General features: G+C 39.5%; 15 protein-coding genes. 3 read left to right on the forward strand and 12 right to left on the reverse strand.

The features are described 5' to 3' along the window. The first annotated feature begins 7 nt into the window (after positions 1-7). On the forward strand, positions 8-982 hold the full coding sequence (locus tag BFL47_RS00580; protein WP_069657845.1) for a Gfo/Idh/MocA family protein: 975 nt from the start codon (positions 8-10) through the stop codon (positions 980-982). Here the strand turns inward: BFL47_RS00580 and BFL47_RS00585 are convergent. Then, positions 959-1,924, reverse strand: a complete 966-nt coding sequence (locus BFL47_RS00585) for a 1-phosphofructokinase family hexose kinase (RefSeq protein WP_069657846.1) — start codon at positions 1,922-1,924, stop codon at positions 959-961. The genes BFL47_RS00580 and BFL47_RS00585 overlap by 24 nt on opposite strands. 237 nt (positions 1,925-2,161) lie before the next feature. Here BFL47_RS00585 and BFL47_RS00590 point away from each other — a divergent pair, with 237 nt between their 5' ends. After that, positions 2,162-2,647: a CinA family protein gene (locus tag BFL47_RS00590; RefSeq protein WP_069657847.1), complete on the forward strand. Its 486-nt coding sequence runs from the start codon at positions 2,162-2,164 to the stop codon at positions 2,645-2,647. Here BFL47_RS00590 and BFL47_RS00595 read toward each other — a convergent pair. After that, positions 2,639-3,064, reverse strand: a complete 426-nt coding sequence (locus BFL47_RS00595) for a deoxycytidylate deaminase (protein WP_245681262.1) — start codon at positions 3,062-3,064, stop codon at positions 2,639-2,641. The genes BFL47_RS00590 and BFL47_RS00595 overlap by 9 nt on opposite strands. Before the next feature lie 237 nt (positions 3,065-3,301). Here BFL47_RS00595 and BFL47_RS00600 point away from each other — a divergent pair, with 237 nt between their 5' ends. After that, positions 3,302-3,931, forward strand: a complete 630-nt coding sequence (locus BFL47_RS00600; protein ID WP_069657849.1) for a LysE family translocator — start codon at positions 3,302-3,304, stop codon at positions 3,929-3,931. Here the strand turns inward: BFL47_RS00600 and BFL47_RS00605 are convergent. The 10 genes from BFL47_RS00605 to BFL47_RS00650 all read right to left on the reverse strand — a co-directional run bounded on the left by BFL47_RS00605 (position 3,928) and on the right by BFL47_RS00650 (position 14,869). Next, positions 3,928-5,829, reverse strand: coding sequence for a class II glutamine amidotransferase (locus BFL47_RS00605; protein WP_069657850.1), 1,902 nt, complete (start codon positions 5,827-5,829; stop codon positions 3,928-3,930). The genes BFL47_RS00600 and BFL47_RS00605 overlap by 4 nt on opposite strands. A gap of 86 nt (positions 5,830-5,915) precedes the next feature. Then, positions 5,916-7,415: an NADH-quinone oxidoreductase subunit N gene (locus BFL47_RS00610; RefSeq protein WP_069657851.1), complete on the reverse strand. Its 1,500-nt coding sequence runs from the start codon at positions 7,413-7,415 to the stop codon at positions 5,916-5,918. Positions 7,416-7,418: 3 nt separating this feature from the next. After that, on the reverse strand, positions 7,419-9,020 hold the full coding sequence (locus BFL47_RS00615; protein WP_069657852.1) for a complex I subunit 4 family protein: 1,602 nt from the start codon (positions 9,018-9,020) through the stop codon (positions 7,419-7,421). Next, positions 9,017-11,071 (reverse strand): NADH-quinone oxidoreductase subunit L, encoded by a 2,055-nt coding sequence (gene nuoL / locus BFL47_RS00620; RefSeq protein ID WP_262482870.1) that lies wholly within the window; start codon positions 11,069-11,071, stop codon positions 9,017-9,019. The genes BFL47_RS00615 and nuoL overlap by 4 nt, the downstream gene beginning before the upstream one ends. A 2-nt stretch (positions 11,072-11,073) precedes the next feature. Further along, positions 11,074-11,379: an NADH-quinone oxidoreductase subunit NuoK gene (gene nuoK, locus BFL47_RS00625; protein WP_069657854.1), complete on the reverse strand. Its 306-nt coding sequence runs from the start codon at positions 11,377-11,379 to the stop codon at positions 11,074-11,076. Then, positions 11,376-11,915 carry an NADH-quinone oxidoreductase subunit J family protein gene (locus tag BFL47_RS00630; protein WP_069657855.1) on the reverse strand — a complete coding sequence of 180 codons (540 nt, stop codon included), beginning with the start codon at positions 11,913-11,915 and terminating at the stop codon, positions 11,376-11,378. The genes nuoK and BFL47_RS00630 overlap by 4 nt, the downstream gene beginning before the upstream one ends. Next, on the reverse strand, positions 11,912-12,511 hold the full coding sequence (locus tag BFL47_RS00635) for a 4Fe-4S dicluster domain-containing protein (protein WP_170827237.1): 600 nt from the start codon (positions 12,509-12,511) through the stop codon (positions 11,912-11,914). The genes BFL47_RS00630 and BFL47_RS00635 overlap by 4 nt, the downstream gene beginning before the upstream one ends. A gap of 17 nt (positions 12,512-12,528) precedes the next feature. Further along, positions 12,529-13,599, reverse strand: coding sequence for a complex I subunit 1/NuoH family protein (locus BFL47_RS00640; RefSeq protein ID WP_170827238.1), 1,071 nt, complete (start codon positions 13,597-13,599; stop codon positions 12,529-12,531). Between the two features lie 143 nt (positions 13,600-13,742). Further along, positions 13,743-14,303, reverse strand: a complete 561-nt coding sequence (locus BFL47_RS00645) for an OmpH family outer membrane protein (protein WP_069657857.1) — start codon at positions 14,301-14,303, stop codon at positions 13,743-13,745. A gap of 35 nt (positions 14,304-14,338) precedes the next feature. Then, entirely contained in the window at positions 14,339-14,869 is a 531-nt protein-coding gene (locus BFL47_RS00650; protein WP_069657858.1) for an OmpH family outer membrane protein, read from the reverse strand. Positions 14,870-14,878 lie beyond the last annotated feature (9 nt).

The following is a 14,878-nucleotide window of genomic DNA, read 5'->3' on the forward strand; positions in this document are numbered from 1 at the left end:
GAAAAGCATGAATACGATTAACTGGGGAATAATTGGTTGTGGAGATGTTACGGAAAGGAAAAGTGGACCTGCATTTAATAAGGTGCCGAATTCTAAATTAGTAGCAGTAATGAGACGCGATGCTGCTAAAGCGGAAGATTATGCCAGGCGGCATGGTGTACCGAAATGGTATACTGACGCATCAGAACTGATCAATGACCCTGAGGTAAATGCTATTTATATTGCTACGCCCCCGGATTCGCATGAGAAGTATTCACTGGAAGCCATGAAAGCGGGTAAACCGGTGTATGTAGAAAAACCGATGACACTTTCCAGGGACTCAGCGGAACGGATGTTTAAAGCATCGGAAGAGCAACAAGTTAAATTAACTGTGGCGCATTACCGCAGAGGACTTCCAATATTTAATAAAATTAAGGAATTAATTGACAGTAAGGCTATTGGCGACATTAGGTATGCTAATCTTCACATGTTGCAACAATATGAGTCGCCCTTAATAACCCAAACTGACGATAACTGGAGAGTGAACCCAGAGATTTCTGGAGGGGGGCTGTTTCATGACCTTGCTCCTCATCAGCTTGATTTGATGCTTTTCTTTTTTGGCCCAATTAAATTCGCTCGTGGCATTTCAGCTAACCAGGCAGGATATTATAAAGCAGACGATATCGTTGCAGGAGAACTTCTTTTTGAAAACGGGATATTCTTCTCCGGATTGTGGTGTTTCAGTGTGCCTCCGGAAGAACAACTTGACCGCTGTGTGATTATGGGCTCAGAGGGCAAAATCACCTTTTCGGTATTTGGCAACTACTATATTCTGAGCAAGAACGGAAAAGATGAGCGTATAGAATTCAACCTGCCAGAAAATATTCAACATCCTATGATACAATTAGTCGTTGATTATTTCCTGGACAAAGGGCCAAATCCATGTGATGGAAGTATTGGTATTGATGTGATGAATATGTTAGATCAGTTTACTCTCCGATAAATTCATAAAGAAGGGTTTGCTTAACCAGTTGAATAAACGTTCGGCATCCTCTCTTTTAAATAAGCCTGTTCCGGGGTTCATGGTCGCCGCTGTACCACATGCAACACCCATTTTGGCCATATCTGAGTAAGAACCATCCCTTGCTAACACCGAAACCATGCCGGCAACCATACTATCTCCGGCTCCTACTGTACTTAGTTTCTTTACAGCTGGTGCCGGAATATACTCCGCCACATCTTTAGTAACCAGGTAAGCTCCCTGGGGGCCCATAGAGACTACTACGATCTCTGCTTTCCCTTGATCAATTAATTGTCTTGCAGCTTCGTTTGCTGAATCATTATCCAATGACTCTATCCCCGTAAGGGTACCTAGCTCACCTAAATTGGGCTTAAGCAGGAACACTCCTTCTTCTAAAACCTCTCTCAAAGCGTCTCCTGAAGTATCGACAATAACTTTAGCTGATTTTTCTTTGACTAGCTTAACCAGCTTTCTCAAATACAAAGCGGATACCCCCGGAGGCATACTGCCGCTTATAACTACAATATCGGGGAATGGGCTAAGTTTGCTTATTTTATCCAGGATTTTTTGCTGCTCGTCCTCAGAAATGGCATAACCAGGCATTCCGAAGCGATATTGTTGATTGGTTGATTTTTCTACTACAATGAAGTTTTCTCTGGTTTCTGCTGATACTTCAAAAGGATCAACCTCAACCCGCTCTGCAGCGATTAATTCTTTGAGCAAATCACCGGTACGACCGCCTGAAAGGAAAAAAGCAGTTGAAATAATATCCAGCCTCACAAGTCCGCGCGACACATTAATACCTCCCCCACCCGGGTGGTAAAGAGGTGTATTACATCTTAATTTTTTTTCAGGAGCAATAAGGTCTACCGCGCAGCTTTTGTCTACAGCGGGGTTTAAGGTAATTGTTAAAATATTTTTCATTAAATCTATATTTAGGTAAGGTCTACTTCAGGAAACAAATCAAATCTCCTGTTAAATTACAGCACAATAGGTTTTTATTGTGACATACTACATATGTTGTAAAATTTGACAGCAAACACAGAATTAGAGTTCCACGTCTGCTCCAACAACATTCAAAAATAGATATTGTTAGTTAAATATGCACTGTAACAGGATATATGTATTTGCTTTCATTAAATTATTTTTATATTTATTTCCATGATACCAAAAACCGTCATTGCCTGCTGTCATACTCTTTTGGAAAAAGGGATGACGATATCATTTGCTGAAAGTGTAACGGCTGGAAAGCTTATACATGACTTCAGCTCTGTGCCCAACTGTGGATCTATTACATTAGGTTCTGTTGTTTGTTACGACCGGTCGGTGAAAGAAAATCTGCTGGGCATCAGTCCGGATATTATTGATAAATATACGGCAGAATCTCCTGAAGTCACTCAGCTACTGGTAAAGGGATTAAAAAGTTTAATTCCTGCAGATGTGATGATCGCGGTTACCGGACTTGCACACCCTGTAGAGGATGAATCTCCGGATAAACCAGTAGGGACTATTTTTGTAAGCGGCTGTATCAAAGGAAAAACGTGGGAAACTAAATTTTTATTTGAAGGAAGCCCCGAAGACATCATCACCCAAACGATTGATGCCATAGCAGTGATCCTGCTAGACGAACTTACAAAATCACATTAATACCTGCTGGGTTTCAACACCAAAGCGATTAAGAAATTCTACGCCTTCATCCTTTGCTAAACCTTTATACTGCGCATAGGAGTTTTTATACAACACCTTTTTGATACCAGTTGAAAAGATGATTCGTGCACAAGAAAGACAGGGTGACAAGGTAACATATAAGGTAGCCCCTTCAAGGTCTGTTCCATTTTTTGAAGCATATAGAATTGCATTTTCCTCTGCATGCAAGGCCAAAGAGCAACTTCCTTTGGCATCGCGGGCGCAACCGGTTTCAGGAAACTCTTCATCACAGTTATGAGTGCCTGCGGGAGGACCATTATATCCGATGGATATAATACGCGTATCTTTTGTTAAAACGGCCCCAACCTGAGCCTTAACACAGTGCGAACGTTTAGCAAGATCGCTTGCTAAGTTCATGAATATATTTCCGAAGCTTGGTTTTTCTACTAACATAAAAAGCAATAAATAGTTGTTTACGGCGTATAGGATTAGGATTAACCTAATACAACCTTTCAAAATTAATTTAATTTACAACTACTAAGAGAATATTAACATCATTATGAGGGTTTTAAAAAGTCATTTTTTATATAATACACGAATAAGTCACTTTTTTGATCATAATTTTAGATATTCGCAGACTTCCAACCAAACTAGATGCTCGAAACAATAATTTCTGGTATAGGACTTGGCATAGTTCTTTCGTTCGCAACCGGCCCTGTTTTCTTCGCTTTGTTGAAAACCAGTATTGAAAGAGGTTTTCATGCTGGCATTTTTCTTGCGGGGGGGGTTTTACTGAGTGATGTAATATATGTGGCCTTGGCGCTTTATGGATCGTCCTATATACAGTTTGAAAATCAGTACCGCGTCCCTATTGGGATGGCAGGTGCAGCAGTAATGATGGGAATAGGTTTTTATTACCTGCTTAAAAAAGTTCAGATTAATTATGATAACGTAACTTCTACAAAAAGGAACACCGGTTATTTTATAAAAGGTTTTCTGATGTGCATATTCAACCCTTCCCTTTTATTGTATTGGGTAAGTGTTACCAGTGGAATTATTTCCATAACAGGAGAAATTAAAGCGGAAATGGTGATACCTTTCTTTGGATCAATTCTGATCACTCAGTTCAGCATGGATTCTCTAAAGGCTTATTATGCCAATAAATTACGCTACAAAATAAAAGAGAGAAACATCTTACTCTTAAATAGAGTAGCTGGTTCTCTCATAATGATTTTTGCACTTAAATTAATTTATAATCTGGTATTCAATATACCGCTGATCTAAACGTAAGCTCTTTGATTTTTACCTTCAACCCAATTCATAAAGGCTTTGTTCACCACTTTGTTTCCTCCTGGGGTAGGGTAATTACCGGAGAAATACCAGTCACCCAGATGATCAGGAATAGCCTTGTGCAGGTTATCCAGGGTTTGATAAATCACCTTAACACTGGATTGAATACCTTTAGGTGAAATGATCTGTGCAATCTTTTCTGAGATCTGATCGTCAGTAAATGGGGCATAAATCGCTTTGATGAAATTCTCCTTTTTCTCCTTGCCATCCAGTATCGCCTGTTGACACTTTGCATAGGTCTCATCAATGATATGTTCAAGTCCTGCATCCTTCAATAAGGCAATAGCAGCTTCAAATGCAACAAACTCACCCATTCGGGACATGTCAATACCATAACAGTCCGGATAACGAATTTGAGGGGCCGATGAAACCACGATGATCCGTTTAGGACCTAACCGATCCAGGATCCTTAGAATACTTTGTCTCAGCGTGGTTCCTCTAACAATTGAATCATCGATAACAACTAAATTATCTTCTCCGCTCTTCACAACTCCGTAAGTGGTATCATAGACATGAGAAACCATGTCCTGCCTGTCGGCATCCTGCGTAATAAAAGTACGAAGCTTTACATCCTTAATCGCAATCTTTTCTACCCGGGGTGCCATACTTAGCACTTCATCGAGTTCTTCATCAGAGATCTTATCAGAGCGCTTCAGGAGCGTTTCCTTTTGGTATTTCTTAATATACTTATGAAGTCCCTCAACCATGCCATAAAACGCAACCTCTGCGGTATTCGGAATGAAAGAGAATACGGTATTTTTTAAATCACAGTTTACAGCTTCAAGGATCTGCGGACAAAGCAATCTTCCCAATTGCTTTCTCTCCCGATAAATGGAAGCATCGCTTCCGCGGGAGAAATAGATCCGTTCAAATGAACATGATTTTTGAACCTGAGGCTCACGAAACATTTCCTCCGAAATCTGACCATTCTTTTTAATGATCAGCGCATGTCCGGGTTTAATTTCCTTAACCGCTTCAATAGGGATATTAAAGGCAGTTTGAATGGCAGGGCGTTCTGAAGTGACCACAACAACCTCGTCGTCCTGATAATAATAGGCGGGACGTATTCCAGCAGGATCACGCATCACAAACGCGTCACCATGACCGAATATACCTTCAATCGTATAGCCGCCATCCCAGGTCTTAGCTGAGCGTTTTAATATCTTGGCTACATCAATATTATCAGCAATTAATCTACTTATTTCAGCGTTACTATGACCTTCGGATTTAAAATGGTCAAATAGCACCTGATTTTCATCATCAAGAAAGTGCCCTATCTTTTCTAAAACAGTCACCGTATCTGCCCGCTCCTTTGGATGCTGCCCCAGTTCAAACAATTGCTCGAGGAGTTCGTCCACATTGGTCATATTAAAATTACCGGCAATGACCAGGTTCCTGCTCATCCAGTTATTCTGACGAAGGAAAGGGTGGCAATTTTCCACACTATTCTTACCATGCGTACCATAACGCAGATGACCCATAAGAACCTCACCAGTGAAACTGATGTTCTCCTTTAGCCATTCGGCATTCTGAAATAACTCGGGTATGTTCTGAATATCAGCAAATTTCTTTTGAACATGTTCAAAAACTTCGGATACCGCAGTAGAACCCATTGCACGGTAGCGACTGATATAGCGATTTCCTGGGGTTACATCCAATTTGATCGTTGCTATACCTGCACCATCCTGGCCACGATTATGCTGTTTCTCCATTAATAAATACAGTTTATTTAAGCCGTATAAGGCCGTACCGTATTTTTCCTGATAAAAAGAAAGGGGTTTTAATAGACGGATGAGTGCGATGCCGCACTCATGTTTTATTGCTTCACTCATGGAATATCAATGAGCCCGCAAAATTAGTATTTTTAAAGTTAAAAAGAACTATATCTGAAAAGATGACATAAGTTTAGACTAGCCTTTTAAATTAAAAGGCCGGGCATAATACCCCAGAGAATCAGTAATAAGGTTAGGATCAAACTGATATAACTCAGTGTATCACGCTTCACTTTAACAATAAAAATTTCATCAGATTGTCTTAAAAAAGCGTTCAAAGGTATTTTAAAATAGTAAAATAAGGAAACAACAGTAGTTAATGCGGCTACAATAAGTAAGGAAAGCATCCATATGGAATTCGTTGCACTGTAACTTTCAATCGCAGCAGAAAAAATCAAGACCTTCCCCATAAAACCGGCTAAAGGAGGCAAACCGGTTAAAGACATCAGAATAATGACAAAACAGACCATCTCCAGGGGAAATACTTTTCCTAATCCTTTATAAGAAGATATGTTTATAATTCCTGTCTGCTCCTCAATTTTTCCAGCAATCATGAATGCCGCCATGTTGGCTATAGAATACATCATCAAATAGAACAGCATAGCTTTGATTCCATCGTTTGAATTCACTATGATAGCCATCAAGATCAATCCGGTATGTCCAATTGACGAATAGGCCAGCATACGCTTCATGTTATTTTGCCAAATAGCTGCAAAGTTGCCTACAATCATAGAGCCTATAGCTATTACTGAAAGAATAGCGACAAAATCAAAAACCGGTGTTCCCTGAGAAGTATTGCTTGCAATATGGAAAGGTTCCATAAATCGGATTAAAACAGCAAACCCTGCCATTTTTGGTCCGGTTGATAAGAATGCAGTGACAGGAATCGGTGCACCCTCATATACATCAGGACTCCAGAAGTGAAGCGGCACAAAAGCCAGCTTAAATCCGATACCCACTAATACCAATATAATGGCGATAGCGGCTACAGATTGAGGCATTTCAGCCAGCCGGATCATAAACTGAGGATCAGATAAGGAGAGTGTACCAGTAAAGGCATATAATAAAGACATGCCATATAACATAATGGCGGAACAAACTCCTCCGAAAAGGGCATATTTCATTGCTGCTTCCGATTGCTTTTCGCCATCAGACACATAGCCTACCATGAGATAAGACGCTAGAGAGACCATTTCAATGGAAATATATACCATGAGTAAGCTTGATGCCATAGCCATCAGGTTTAGGCCAAGCAAAGCTGCAGGAAGGAGCATATACAGATCACCAATACCTTTGTTATGATTCTGCATCCGGATATTACCCTTTATAAAAATCGCGTAAAGAATGACAACCGCGGAAAAAAGCAGTTTAAATATAATGCCTATCCGGTCTATTTTTAGCGAATCATTAAAGACGCTGATCCCATTTATGGACGATTGATATTGAATAATCGTAAAAAAGGCTGATACAACAATACCGGTTAAAACTAGAACATAGGTATGTACAGACTTCTTTCCCGGGTAAAAAAGATCCACGAGAATAACCACAATAAAGGTAATGATCAGCACAATTTCCGGAAGGAAATGAGGCATTCCTGTTATTATATTCTTAATTAATTCGGGCAGAATAGAGGTAAATTCGTTCATATTCTATTTCAGGTTAACTAAACGAATTAATTCAAGAACAGAGGCATTCATTTTATCAAAAGCCAGTGAAGGCATGATACCAAGTACTAAAGCAAATGCAGTGAGAATACATAAAGCCGTGACTTCTCTTGCGTTTACATCCGTCAGTTGGATCTTCCATTTTTCTCCACCAAAGAGTCTTGTTTCACCGAAGAACATGCGTTGTAGGGTCCATAAAAAGTAGCAGGCACTTAGCAAGATCCCTAAAGTACCACATACAGCCATCCACCGGGGTAATAATCCATTTATGCTTTCTGAATTAAAAGCACCAATCAGACTGAAAGCTTCTGCTATGAAGGCCGAAAAACCAGGCAGACCCAATGAAGCAAAGAAAGCGATCATGATAAAAGCACTAAACTTTGGCATAATCAATGCCAATCCTCTAAAGTGAGGAATCTCCCTGTCATGTACCCTGGTATATATTATGCCTACCAGGAAAAACAACATGGAGGAGAGGAAACCGTGACTAATCATCTGCATCATTGCTCCGCTAATCCCCTCTGGAGTGATGGAGGCAATTCCTAGTAAAACAAATCCCATATGTGATATGGAAGAATAAGCAACAAGACGTTTTAAATCTGTTTGTGCCAATGCATTTAGTGCTCCATAAATAATAGACACTATCCCAATTAAACCAAGCCACCAGGCAGACTGAATTGCAGCCTCAGGGAAAATACTGACACACACCCTTAAGATTCCATATCCGCCTACTTTCAGCAATATACCTGCTAGTATAATAGAAACTGGTGTAGGGGCCTCAACGTGGGCATCAGGAAGCCAGGTGTGTAAGGGAACAATGGGCACTTTTATGGCAAAAGCAATAAAAAGAACGATGAAGCCTAATAATCGGGCGGAGACACCAAACAGTTCGTTATGGGCAAGTGCCGAGAATATAGATCCTTCCACATAATTTTTTGCATCCATCATACTCAGCATATTAAAAGTATGATATCCTGTTGCAGGATCCGTTACGGAGAAATATAGACCTATGATTACCAGCAACATGAAAACTGATCCAAATAGGGTATAGAGGAAGAACTTGATGGCAGCATATTCTCTTCGGACACCTCCCCAAATACCAATCAGGAAATACAGAGGCATCAACATCAGTTCGTAAAAGATATAAAAGAGGAAAAAGTCAAGGGCCGAAAACACGCCTAATATAGCGGTGTCCAATAGTAAAAACAAGGCAAAATAGCCCTTTAGATTAATCTTGATTTCCCATGATGCTAGTAAAGCAACCAGCATCACCACGGATGTTAATAACATAAAGGGCATAGAAAGCCCATCCAGACCCAGAAAATAATCTATCTGCAACTTGCCCATAGCACCCAGATTCAAACTAATCCAGGGAAGCCGTTCTACCAGCTGGTATTTATTCTGATCAGCAATACCTGTAAACACTTCTCCATTGAAATGCAAATAGATGTAAGCACTGATGAGCACCTGAACAATTACTGCAGCCAAAGCAATATATTTGTACCCCTCCCTTACAGATGATGGAAGTACAACAATGATCAGTCCGGCAAACAGTGGTAAAAATATTAATATCGATAGCAAACTCATATAGCTGCAGTGTAGTATTTATAAATGAAAAGTGTCAAAATAATCAGCAACATCGTAACCAGATATTGCTGCAAGCGCCCTGTCTGAAAATTCCGGATCAGTTTTCCTAATTTACCAGCCAAATAACCGATAAGATTAACCAAACCATCAATTATATTCCGGTCAAACCAATCCGATATACGTGCAAATCCCCGTCCAATAGCCCCAAACAAGTTGACGATACCATCCACTATGACCAGATCGAACCAATAAAGAAACCTGGAAAAGCCCAGCACACCAGCAACAAATACGGTATTATATGCTTTATCAAAGAACCATTGATGCTGTGAGAATTTGAACAGTCCAGTTTTGCTAAAATCAGGAGCAGGTTTATTACTCCCATACCATGAAAAGCAGAGGTAGATTAAAAAGACAGAGATTAGATTAACGGCAGCTGGAACAACGGTATGAAAAGCATTAATGCGGGTCATACTATCCGCTTGAGGAAAACCCTGAATGACCCAGGCATCCTCAAACAAAAGCGGGTTCAGGGAAAACACAGGGAATAAACAAAACAGACTTAATACCACCAATACATATTTCATGGCTGGTGCTGCTTCATGTACATGATGTAAACCTACTGTATCCTTTAGACGAAATTCACCAAAAAATACTTTGAAGATTAAACGGGAGATATAAAAAGCCGTCAGCCAGGAGGTAATCATTGCCGAGTAAGGTACCAGACGATACCAGCCACCTTTACCTTCTGCCCATTCGAAGGATTCAATTAATATAGCATCCTTGGAAAGATAACCAGATGTGAGCGGAATAGCAATCAGGGCTAATGAACCAATAGCCATCGTAATGAAGGTAACCGGCATATATTTTCTCAATCCACCCATATTGCGAATATCCTGAGGGTCGTATTCGAGACCTGTCTTTTCTTTTAAATGAACCATTTCGTGAATAATGGCACCTGCTCCTAGAAACAGCAGACACTTAAAGAAGGCGTGTGTACCCAGATGGAAGAGCGATGAAGCTGATGCCCCCACTCCCATAGCCAAGATCATAAAGCCCAATTGAGAGATGGTGGAGAAGGCTAAGATTCGTTTAATATCATTCTGTGTCAAGGCAATCGTTCCAGCCATAAAGGCGGTAAAGGCTCCAGTGGCAGCAATTAAAACTAACACGGTATCATTGAACAACGGATATATACGGGCAAGCAGGAAGACTCCCGCGGCAACCATTGTAGCAGCATGGATTAGTGAGGATACCGATGTTGGTCCTTCCATAGCATCCGGCAGCCAGGTATGAAGTGGAAATTGTGCCGACTTAGCAACAGCTCCCAGAAAAAAGGCAAGACCTGCAAATGTTAACCATCCGGCAGGCATGTGGTGCATTCCACTAATCCATATTCCCTCAGATACTATAGCATGGCTCACTAATCCCTTTTCACCAAACAGAGATATAATATCCAGTGTTTGAAACTGAGAAAACATGATCATGATACCGGTTAAAAAACCAATATCACCCAACCTGTTCATGATAAAGGCCTTTTTATTTGCCTGAACAGCAACATTACGGGTAAACCAAAAACCAATTAAGAGGTAGGATGAGAACCCGACCAACTCCCAGCACATATAAATCAGCAGGAGGTTATCAGCAATAACCAGCCCCAGCATAGAGAAACAAAACAATCCAAGATAGGCCCAATACCTATGCAGATAGGGATCGCCCTGCATATATTTAGTAGAGTAGATATGTACAAGGAGGGCTATCCCCGAAACCAGAGGGAGCATGAGAACAGACAAATTATTTAACAGGATGCCTACATCGAGACTCCAGCTGCCAATAGTGAACCAATTCGTTTGCACATGAATAAATGGCTCATTCCACATAGCAATAAAAACCAACAGGGAACAAAGCAGACTAATTGCAATGCTGGCAATAGCAAAGAAGCCACTTCTGGTAAATCTACCCGGAATAAAAACGTTTATAAAGAAAGTTAATAACGGCATGATAACCGCTAAAAGGGATAGAAAAACGATATGTTGCGTTATAAGTATACTCAAAATTAATCTCTCAGCTGGTCAATGACGGTTGGGTCAATATTTTTATAAAAGGTATATACATTCAGTATAATAGCAAGTGAAACGGCAACTGCCGCTGCTGCCAGAACTATTGCAAACAAGGCAAACAACTGTCCGCCCATATGTAATTTATCATATTTACCGAAGGCCACAAAGTTTAAAATAGCAGCATTCAGCATAAACTCGATGCCAATTAGCATCATGATGGCATTGCGTTTTGAAAGAACAGCATAAAGCCCGATACAAAAAAGAGCGGCACTGATCAACATGAAATGTGCTAATGGTATCATATTTTCTTCTCCCTCCTGGCTAAATGAGATGCCCCAATTAAAGCCATCATCAACAATACTGAAATAATTTCAAATGGAATGAGGTACCTGGTCATCAGGTTAACCCCTATATAATGAATCGTATTGTCGTTAACCTGTATTATATTTTCTGAATTTTTCACCCATGACAACTGATCTGGATTGGCTTGATAGACTGTAATGAATAAAATTAAGAAGAAAAGTAAGGAAATAAAGAGCCCTGGGATATAATGCAGTCCAAGCAAACTACTCTTTTTTTCTTCTGATTTGTTTAAAATAGTTTTGCTGGAAAGTAAAAATGCGAAGATCATCAAAACAAGCATCCCTCCTACATATACAATAAGTTGTGTTACCGCAATAAAGTCTGCAAGTGCAAATACAAAAAGTCCTGCCATTGAAAATAAGGTAACAAAGAAAAGAAAGATGGAACGAACCATATTCTTCATAAACACGACAAAAAAAGCAGAAATCAGTACTGAAGCTGCAAAGAAGTAAAATACAATTTGTTCTATGTTCATATTTTTCCCTTTTCTTGCGCGGCCTTTAATAATGCAGCATCCTTGATAGCTTGTTTTTCTGCCTGCTGCACAGCCAACTCCTCTCTTCTTAGTTTCGCTTCTTCCGGCGACATGTCCGAAAATTTATAGGTTAGCTCTGCCACATTCGTAACGCTTCTATCATACGTATCTGTCATCGTGATACATTCCGTTGGACAAACAGCTGTACAAAGTCCACAATAAAGACATTTAGCCATATCAATATCAAACTTAGGCGCATACAGTCTTTTCGTTGTTCCATCAGAAGTCACGCCAATAGGTCCAGTACCCTTAATACTTTCAATTTCTATACAGTCAACCGGACAAATCTTAGCACATAAATCACATACAATACAATCATCAATAACCACATCCAACTGATACCTCCCTAATTCAGGAACAGGCATTTTTTCATGTGGATACTGAACCGTAACAATACCTTCTTTTTGATCAAAATAGTTATCCGATTGAATGTTGATACTTTTCCTCCGCTTATTTACAGACAAAAAATGCTTCAAGGTAAGAGCCAGACCCTTCCATGAAGTTACAAAAGCATTTATCGTTTTTTTTATAATCACTATTATTAAATCTTAATTTACATGATGAGCAAACGCCAAACTCCAGAGCACAACATACATATAAAAGCCAGAGGCGTTAAAATCTTCCAGCATAAATCCATGAGATGATCAATCCTGACACGAGGCAATGTCCATCTGATCCACATCTGAACCCCTACAACAAGTAAAACCTTACTGAGCGTCCAGAAGATTCCCCATGCAATACCAGAAGTCCAGTCAGCCAACTTCAAAGCTCCTACGTTGGGTAGCGGAGTGTTCCATCCACCTAAAAACAAAATAACACCCACCATGCCCACAAGGAACATCATCGAATATTCACCCAAAAAAATAAAGCCAAACCGAAGTCCGGTGTATTCGGTATGAAAACCAGCAACAAGTTCTGATTCTGCCTCTGGAATATCAAAAGGAGCACGGTTACATTCCGCTAAAGAAGCTATAAAATAAATCACGTAGGCGATAATCAAATGAGGCGCCTGAAAGATATGCCATGAAAATATCCCGCCAACATGACTGACATCCCAAAACCCAAAGAACCAAATTGTTTCAGGTGTACCTATACCCTGTCGTAGTGCAATGGCATTCAAATCCAAAGTTTGAGCGATCATAACAGCCGAAACAATAGCAATCCCCGAAGGAATCTCATAAGAAATCACTTGCGCCACTGATCTTAAGGCACCCAATAATGAATATTTATTATTAGAACCCCATCCCGCCATTAAAATACCAATGGATTCAATAGAAATGATTGCAAAAATGTAGACCACTCCTATGTTCAAAGAAATAGGAATGACACCTGCAGCCCAAGGGAGCCCTGCAAACCCCATATACACCGATATAAAGATGATAATGGGAGCCATTGAAAAGAGAATTCTATCTGCTGCTGATGGAATAATAAACTCCTTTTGGAGCAACTTCAGAATGTCTGCAAAAGTCTGAAGACTTCCATATTTACCATTTTCTGTAGGGCCTAATCTATCCTGTATGAAACCTGCTAACTTACGTTCTGCATAAACAGCGAACAACGCAAATAAAGCGACGAAAGAAAATAGCAGTATAGCTAATAGAATAGATATTATATAGAAATTCAATTTTTTATATGACTAGATGCAAACTTAAAAAATACAACGGACAATCTGCCTATTTTCTAACAGGAATAACCATGTTGAAAGTCATAAAAACAAAAAGGGTGAAGTTCGACGAACTTCACCCTTAAAATAAGTTTAAAAATTAATTACTTTTTAGGAGTCGCTGCTGTTGTTGCAGTAATGCCTAATTTAGTCTTCACTAAAGCAATGATATCATCACCACCATCAAAATAAACAACGCCTGGTTGAGATACATCAAATACATAAGCATATCCTTTTTCTTTAGATACTGCCTTTACAGCTGTTTCTGCTTTAAGATAAATAGGCTGATATAACTCAGCTTGTTTAGCACTTAATTCTTGCTGTGCCTTTTGTTGAGTTTCTTCCATGCGTTTTGTGAAATCCTGAATTTCAGCACCCATAGTTTCTAACTCTTTTCCTACTGTCAGCTTATTTGCTTCACTAATAGTTTTGTTCTTTTCCTGATAAGTGGCAATCTTCTTTTCGCGCTCAGTATTCATCAATTCAAGAGCTGTTTGCTTTTGTTTCTGAAAAGTCTGAAAGGTAGCATCTGCTACTTTAACTTCCGGCATTAATTGTAAAAGTTCTGCTGAGTTGATATGTGCGAACTTCTGTTGTGCATTAACTGTACTTCCCGCTAAGAATAAACCTACCGCTACTACTGCTACTTTAACTACTTTTTTCATTCTGCTATTATAAAATTTACTTGGTTATTATTAAATTATTGTTCTAATGTTCCAGGTTTGTAACCAAGACGCGTAATGACCTCATTACTTTTATCTAAACGTGAACTTGTGTATAAGAGTATAACATCACTGTTTTTATCTAAAATCAAATCAAGCTGATTACTCTCTGCTACGGCTTGAATAGCCTTTGCAACCCTTTCCTGGATAGGTTTAATTAACTTAATTCTTTGTTGATAAAGTTCACCTTCGAAACCAAACTTCAAGCGCTGAAACTCTTTGGCGGCCTTTTCTTTCTCTACAATCTCATTCTCGCGACTTCTGCGTAACTCCGGAGTTAGTAATACCATATCTTTCTGGTATGCCTTGTATAATTGCTCCACCTCAACTAAACGGACATCAACCTGTTTCTGCCATTGTTGAGATAGCGCATCAAGTTGTTTCTGTGATGATAAATATTCTGGAATATTACTTAAGATATATTCACTATCTACATAAGCAAATCGCTGTGCAAATGCTGACATTCCTGAAACACATACAAATACAAAAATAAACAACAATCGTTTCATATACAAAGA

The sequence above is a fragment of the Arcticibacter eurypsychrophilus genome (genome assembly GCF_001730525.1).
GTDB lineage: Bacteria > Bacteroidota > Bacteroidia > Sphingobacteriales > Sphingobacteriaceae > Arcticibacter > Arcticibacter eurypsychrophilus.